The organism is Novipirellula rosea (genome assembly GCF_039541335.1).
GTDB lineage: Bacteria > Planctomycetota > Planctomycetia > Pirellulales > Pirellulaceae > Novipirellula > Novipirellula rosea.
Window position 1 is genome coordinate 1 of sequence record NZ_BAABGA010000093.1, and the last position, 7,653, is coordinate 7,653.

4 protein-coding genes are annotated in these 7,653 nt (G+C 54.4%); 3 read left to right on the forward strand and 1 reads right to left on the reverse strand.

Annotation, left to right across the window (positions count from 1 at the left end; genetic code table 11):
- Positions 1-405 precede the first annotated feature (405 nt).
- Positions 406-1,932, reverse strand: a complete 1,527-nt coding sequence (xylB, locus tag ABD971_RS29250) for a xylulokinase (RefSeq protein WP_345327264.1) — start codon at positions 1,930-1,932, stop codon at positions 406-408.
- Positions 1,933-2,093: 161 nt separating this feature from the next.
- On the opposite strand from xylB, the gene ABD971_RS29255 reads away from it, so the two are divergent.
- The 3 genes from ABD971_RS29255 (at position 2,094) to ABD971_RS29265 (ending at position 7,144) form a co-directional block, all read left to right on the forward strand.
- On the forward strand, positions 2,094-3,416 hold the full coding sequence (locus ABD971_RS29255) for a hypothetical protein (protein ID WP_345327265.1): 1,323 nt from the start codon (positions 2,094-2,096) through the stop codon (positions 3,414-3,416).
- A gap of 213 nt (positions 3,417-3,629) precedes the next feature.
- Positions 3,630-4,976, forward strand: coding sequence for an outer membrane protein assembly factor BamB family protein (locus tag ABD971_RS29260; RefSeq protein ID WP_345327266.1), 1,347 nt, complete (start codon positions 3,630-3,632; stop codon positions 4,974-4,976).
- 236 nt (positions 4,977-5,212) lie between these two features.
- The gene (locus tag ABD971_RS29265) at positions 5,213-7,144 is read left to right on the forward strand and encodes a hypothetical protein (RefSeq protein WP_345327267.1); all 1,932 of its coding nucleotides are present in this window, start codon (positions 5,213-5,215) and stop codon (positions 7,142-7,144) included.
- Positions 7,145-7,653 lie beyond the last annotated feature (509 nt).

Here is a 7,653-nt window from a genome sequence, read left to right on the forward strand (position 1 = left end):
CAACGAGCCCCACCCAGAGCTGGCTACCGCCAACTCTGACCTCCCCACAGGGAGGTGAAATCGGTTTACCCTCCCAGCATGCGTCGGGAGGGTCGAAAAACGAGCCTTCCGCGAGTTTTTCGGGGAGGGCTGGTGAAACCATGCTGGCACGGTCCACCTCTAACACTGCGAGCCCCACCCAGATCCGGCTGCCGCCGGCTCTGACCTCCCCACGGGGAGGTGAAATTCGTTTCACCCTCCCAGCCTGCGTCGGGAGGGTCGAAAAACGAGCCTTCAGCGAGTTTTTCGGGGAGGGCTGGTGAAACCATGCTGGCACGATCCACTTCTAACACAACGAGCCCCACCCAGAGCTGGCTACCGCCAACTCTGACCTCCCCACAGGGAGGTCAAGCACGCTTACGCGCTCTATCCGTTTTGATATTCCGCGAGCGCCGACATCGAACCCTTCAACTGATCGTACAGATCGCGATAGATCGGGAACAACTTATTGTAACTAGCAACCGCTTTGCGATCCGGTTTGGTTTCCTCGGCGATCTTGATCGTGGCACTGCATGCCGATTCAATCGACTTGTAGGCTCCGTCGCCAACCGCTGCCAACAATGCAACACCAAACGCCGGTCCTTGCTCGACTTCCAAACGCGTGATCTTTTTGCCGAACACATCCGCTTGCATCTGTCGCCAAAATGGATTTTTGCTGCCGCCGCCCGAGGCTCGGATTTGACGCACCGGGACGTCGAGCGACTGGATAATTTCCAGGCTGTCGCGAAGTGCGAACGTGATCCCTTCCATCACGCTGCGGGTCATGTGTCCGCGCGTGTGAGTCAGATTCATCCCCACAAAGCTGCCGCGTGCATTCGGATCGGCATGCGGTGTGCGTTCGCCGTTTAGATACGGCAAGAACAGCATCCCATCGCTGCCCGCATTGACCGCTTCGGCTTCGGCCGTGGCCGCTTCGTAACGTTTGTCTTGGTCGATGCCCGCCAAGCCTTTGACGATCGAATCGACCCACCACTGCAGCGCCCCGCCGCTGGTCAGATTCACGCCCATCATGTGCCATTTTCCGTTGACCGCATGACAGAACGTATGCAGTCGTCCGGCGGCATCGTATTGCGGTTGGTCGCTGTGAACAAACATCACCCCGCTGGTGCCAATCGATGTGCTGAGCACGCCTTGTTTGACGACGCCATTACCGACCGCACCCGCCGCACAATCCCCCGCACCGCCAACGACTTTGCAATCGGTGGTCAACCCTAGCTGCTTGGCCGCTTCGCTGGTTAGCGTCCCGGTGACTTCGTCGCTCTCGACGACGCGAGGCAACAAGTCAGAATCGAGATCGAGTTTCGTTAACAGCTTTTTCGACCAACCTCGTTTGACTACATCCAACAGCAGTGTGCCGCTGGCATCACTGACCTCGGTGACAAAATCTCCGGTTAAACGGCGGCGAATCTCGTCTTTAGGCAGCAGAACTTTGGCGAGTTTGTCAAAGTTTTTCTTCTCGTTGTTGCGAAGCCAGAGGATTTTGGGGGCTTGGAAACCGGTCAACGCAGGATTGGCGACCATTTTAATAAGCGCCTTGCGTCCTCCGGCCGCCGATGTGATTTCGTCGCACTCGGCCGCCGTTCGCTGGTCGTTCCACAACAATGCGGGACGGATCACGTTGCCTTGCTTGTCAACAAAGACCGAGCCGTGCATTTGTCCACTCAGCCCAATTGCCTTGACGTCGGCTGGCTTCACTTTGCTAGACGCCATCACCTCATTGACTGTTTTGACAGTCGCGTTCCACCACAGCTCGGGATCTTGTTCGGTCCAACCGGGGCGAGGCTGCGCGAATGGATATTCCGCGGTAGCTTCGGCAACAATTTTCCCATCGGCTTGAATCAACAGCGTTTTCGTGCCGCTGGTTCCAATGTCGATTCCAAGATAGTGGCTCATGAGGATTCCAAAGAAAAGTATCAAAAACGGTCTCGAACAGCAGCCCACTATAATGCGTATACGGCGTTAGCCATACGGCAGACCTCGACTGAATTTCACTGTTCTTTCGCGGTTTCCACTTATCTCATTTGTTCCCCTGATCTCCCCGCAAAGTAAACACCGTGGCTGAATCTCGACATGCGATCCAACTGAATCGACGCCAGCTACTCGCCACGGCAAGCGGCGCCATCCTGACATTGCCTGGCTGCACGCCGCGTCCGGAGGCTGAACCTCAGTCGACCGCGTCCCGCAGCGACGTTCCGGTCCGCATCGCGATGGTCGGGACGTCCGAACAGGCCGAGATTGTCTCACGGTCCTGGTCCTCGATCGATGAACAACCTCTGGCAATCACCACGATTCCGCTGGCTCGCGGCGACGCAGAACGCCAGACGATGGATCGGCTGATCGCGGAAACGGGCAAAAGCGATCTGGTCATTTATCCGCTGTTGGCCGTCCCGGAATTGGTGCATGCCGAAGCCATCGTGCCGATTAGCGAAGAACAATTCGATGCGATGCAGGCCGAGACCGGCGAACTCTATTCGGCGGTTCGCAACGGGGCGGCTCGCTACGCCGATGAATTTGTTGCGATGCCGATGGGCGCCAACCAACCGGCACTGCTCAGCACCGCAGAAGTCCCGCAACTTTCGTCCTGGGATGACTACGACCGCTGGGTCAGCAAGGATCTAAACGGTAAAGCGAATGAACCGCTCGCCGAGGGCTGGGCAGCATCGATGTTCTTGTGGCGGGCCGCCTCGAGCATTTCCCGAGGCTGGCTATTCAGTCGCAATGATTTAAAGCCCACCGTTAACGAGGAAGCTTATGTCGATGCGCTACAGCAGATGATCAAAACCGCGGCACATTACCCCGCCGCCCGGCAATCTCCGACTGAAATTTGGTCATCGATCCAGAGCGGTGAATTGTTGGGAGGAATCGGTTTTGCAAAGAATAATTCGACCGACGAATCCGAAGTCAGCATCAGTAATTTGCCAGGCACCGACGACAATAATCGTCTGCTCTTGGACCCGTATTCTCCCGTCATTTCGCTTTCGGCAATGTGCCGACAAAGTGCTGTTTCGAAACGACTGATGGATTGGATCACCGGCGGCGATGGCAGCGAGTCGATCCGCCGGCAAGTCTCGGGCGTGACGACGACCCGAGCGATGGTGCAGTCCGAAATCACGGCTGAACCGCGTCGCCAAAGTGCCTATGAAAGCTGGTTGACTCAGCGGCTGCGGACGCCCGTGACGCTGCCGCCGCTACAGTTGTTCAGTGCCGGCGAATACTACAGCGTGCTCGATTCCGCGGTCATCGAGGCGATTGACGGGAAAATCAAGGCAAAACCGGCACTTGATCGGGTAGCCAAGCAGTGGGACGCGATCACTGAGCGAGTAGGCCGCGAAAAGCAATTGTCGGCCTGGCGACGAGCCCAAGGATTGCGTGCCTGAGCCAGCTGCATCTCCCCCGCAATTCCTATTACAATAATGTGGGATAGGCCTCCAGCCTGTCTTAGCATCGCACGTCGCGATAGTCGTGAAGACTTTCGTCCCTCACGCCCCCACCCGAGAACTTTCGGCGTTTTTTCGCTACGAAAAGACCATGCCTGCCGTGACAGGCTGGAAGTCTATCCGATATCCCTCCCACTTAAGCAGACCTCACCAATGACGCTCCGCTTTCTCGCCTCGCATGGCATGCTTGCCATCGCCATGATCACTTCGACGCATTTGACAGTTGCATTTGCCGATTCTCCTTGGCCGCAATTTCGTGGTACTTCGGGTGACGGCATCGTCGCGGGCCAATCGATTCCGCTGCACTTTAGTGAAACGGAAAACGTGACTTGGAAGACAGAGCTTCCTGGAAAAGCGTGGTCGTCCCCCGTGATCGCCGATGGCACGATTTGGTTGACCACCGCGATCGAGAACATGCCCAACGATGATGAACGAATTGCGTTACTCAAGCAGAAAGACGTTGAGGCAAAGAAATTCAATCAAGTCGCGATCGCAAAGTCGATCTCGCTGAAACTACTGGCGGTCGATTTCGCGTCCGGCAAACTTCGACACACGATTGACCTGACGGAAATTGAGGCCCCCGATCCGATCCATTCGCTCAACAGCTACGCTTCGCCAACGCCGGTGATTGATGGCGAACATATCTATTGCCACTTTGGAACCTTTGGGACGTTTTGCGTCGATCGAACAAATCGCGAGATCGTATGGAGTCGCACTCTGCCGCTAGAACACGGGGTCGGTCCCGGCAGTTCACCGTTTATCTTCCGCGATCGTCTCGTGCTGATCCAAGACGGAATGGATCGCCAATACGTCACGGCGCTGGACAAAGCGACAGGCGAAACGGCATGGGAAACCGACCGACCTGAATTGGAAGCTCCCAGTGGCGAGATGAAAAAGTCGTACTGCACACCGATTGCGATCACGGACAAACAAGGCCGCGAGCAATTGATTTGCATGGGATCGCAGTGGATTGTGGCCTACAACCCCAGCGATGGCAGCGAAATTTGGAAGGTCTATCACGGCAAAGGATTTTCTGTGGTTCCGCGTCCCGTCTATGGCGACGGTGTCGTTTATTTCTGTACCGGATTTGGCAAGCCGATGTTGATTGCGGTGAACGTCGAGGGATCCGGCGACGTGACCGACTCGCATATTTTGTGGCAAGTAAAAAAAGGTATCCCCGCCAAACCGTCACCGGTTCTGCACGACGGGTTGCTGTATGTGATCGAAGACAGCGGCGTGGCCAGTTGTTTTGATGTGAAGAACGGCGAGGAAGTTTGGAAGCAGCGAATTGGCGGCAAGTATTCCGCGTCGCCGGTGTTGGTGGGCGGTCATTTATTGATCGGATCCCATGAAGGCAAAGTCACGTTGATCCAGCCCGGCAGCGAGGGCAAGGTCGTGGCCGAGAACGAGGTGGATGGCCAAATCATGGCCTCGCCCGCCATCGTCGACAATGCGTTGATCCTGAGAACCGACAAAGCGCTCTATCGAATCGAAGGTTAGTGTTGGGCCTACGATTGTCGCTCGGCTTTCCAAGCCGATGGCGTGCATCCCATTTGATCGTCGACGCGAGTGTAGCTCCGCAGGCCGGACCAAGTCACGAAAAAGCGACGCCGATCCGGCTACCGAAGGTGACCTCATGTTCGTTACCGCCGCGATGCCGGATCTTCGCTCCGCTGCGATCCGGCCTACCAACTTAATTGGTACCACCCACCAAAAATCGATTGGGAGATAGGTTGATGTCGTTTCCGCATGCGCTGCTGTGGCTTCTGTTCAGCTTCACCACATTGCAGGCGATATTGGGTGGATCGCTCGACGACGTGACAATGGATGTCGAGTTGTCGGAATCGTCTGTCGTTGATGGTGACGTCGTGTTTGCCAAAATCACGCTGACCAATTCGGGATCGTCCGAAGTCGCATTTCAGACGATTGATCCACTACGTCACCTCGATGTGATGAGTCACGAATTCATTGCGTCGCCTTATGCGATCGTCGGACATCGAGCTGGTTCCGATGATGACCTTCAAGGAAACGTTGTCACGCGACTAAATCCAAAAGAACGTGTGTGTTATCTGGTCATGGTCCGAATCCTCGGACAAGAATTTTCACATTGGGAAAAGGAGCCTCAAGCAGCCCGCTTGGAATTTACCGTCCGACTTTTTCGTACTCCTGACGAATTGTCCAGTGACAAGGATCCCCATCTGGGAATATTGCGTGCGAAGATTGTCGGGGAAATTGTGAGCGTTCCGATGGTTGCTCGACTCCTACCTATACCTAATCGTCGATTTCTCAGGGGAAATTTCCAGAGAGTCATGGGCGAAATCCATGGTGGATTAACCGTCAAAGACGTCTACTCGACGCCCATGTTCACTTCACACCCAGGCATATTGAAAAGGCCTTCGTTTCCGCTGGATGATCTGACGCAATGGCAAAAGCTGCAAGAAGATTTTTTCGTTCCAGACTCGGTGCTATATCGGCTTGTATCAAACTCACTAGCCTATGACGCGATTCGCCAAGATACGGAACTTAGCGACGCGAGGTGTTTCCAGAAAATTCGAAGCCTTATCCAAAAGTCTCCGCCAATGGAACGGTGGTGGATGCTCGATCAAATTCACCAAGACCCTAAACTAGAAAACAGGAAGGATTTGGTTGCAAAAATCAAATCCGTTCTCGACGCATTTCCATTGAAAAGAATTGAGGGGCATGAGCCACAACCAATCGAGAAAATTCCCACCAGCGACCTGCGAATCGACATCGAATTGTCCGAGCATCAGATCATTGATGGCGACGTCATGTTCATTGAACTGAGTTTGACCAATCAAAGTGATAAAGAAATATTCATTCACCATTTTTGGCTTGAGAAGAGTCTTGAGGTTCGATTTCCTAGTGGTACGGAACGACGATCAATGGTCATGACCAACGTACCGTCGGACGGCCTCTCGCTGATCAGCACGTACATGACCATCTCTCTAAAACCCAAGGAATCCTTTCAAAAGACCGCACTCATTCGATTGCCCTCCCTTTTTCCTCAGCGGGCGGCTCGTTTCGAGGATCCACCGCACTTGCCTGAGGTCGAAATTACACTAAAGCTCAATTCGTCTGCGGCAATGTTTCCGAAAAGAGACATATCACAAACGCTTGGTGAAATCACGGGGAAGCGACTTTCACTACCTCTTTATGGCAATATCTTGCGGGACGGAAACCCTAACTCGCAAGCGTTACAGCAAATCCATGGAATCCAGCGTTTCATCTATGTCGGGGGCCACGGGTATAGAATCGATTACGAACTACGGCGTACTGTTCCGCTTTTCTCTGCGGCCGAGTTTCCACTCGAACCGTTGGTCGTATGGAAATTTCTTCGAGACCACTCGATACGCGACGACACGTCGCTGGCGAGGCTTATCGATACATCAATTGGGAACGAGAGGATTGCCGATGAAAACGAGAATTGGAGAACTCAACACGCCCAAATTTTGGACTTGATCAAAAACTCACCCCGAATCGAAAAGAAATGGCTGTACTATTTCCTCTCTCACGACCTGTTGGCTCGTATGGATCTTAACATGGACGAACAAATCGAGTTCTATCAGTTGCAACGCGAAGCCGATGCGTCATTCGCTCGAACGCAATCGACTCTCGAATCGGCACAGAGTAAAGGAGCGAATCCGTGACGAGCATTGTCGCTCGGCTTTCCAAGCCGATGGCGTGCGTCACGTTTGATCGTCGACGCGAGTGTAGCTCCGCAGGCCGGACCAAGTCACGATAAAGCGACGCCGATCCAGTGACCGAAGGTGACTTCACGTTCGTTTCCGCCGCGATGCCGGATCTTCGCTCCGCTGCGATCCGGCCTACATTGTCGCTCGCAGTGTTAGAAATAGACCGTGCAAGCTCCGTGCAACCAGCCCTCCCCGACCGCTATCGCGGCCGACCCTCCCAGCGGGCATTGGTGTCTACACAAAACGATCGATTTGATATTGATTGCCGGATGGGATTCAAATTGCGTTGGAAAAACGCCTGCAAACACAGTATCAAACACAGATTAAGTCGCATATGAAGGCTGCCACAAGGTCCAACCCGGGGCCTCACTGCCCGGTGGACGTCGAGAAAACGACTTCGGCCAGTCAGAACCTGTGGCGTTTCCTGAAGAATGATCGGGTTTCGCTTGAGAAACTTATCGAGC

Excerpts from the sequence above, each read along its gene's own strand:
- ABD971_RS29260 (WP_345327266.1), top strand. The coding sequence starts at position 3,630 with ATGACGCTCCGCTTTCTCGCCTCGCATGGCATGCTTGCCATCGCCATG.
- ABD971_RS29265 (WP_345327267.1), top strand. The coding sequence starts at position 5,213 with ATGTCGTTTCCGCATGCGCTGCTGTGGCTTCTGTTCAGCTTCACCACA.
- xylB (WP_345327264.1), bottom strand. The coding sequence starts at position 1,932 with ATGAGCCACTATCTTGGAATCGACATTGGAACCAGCGGCACGAAAACG.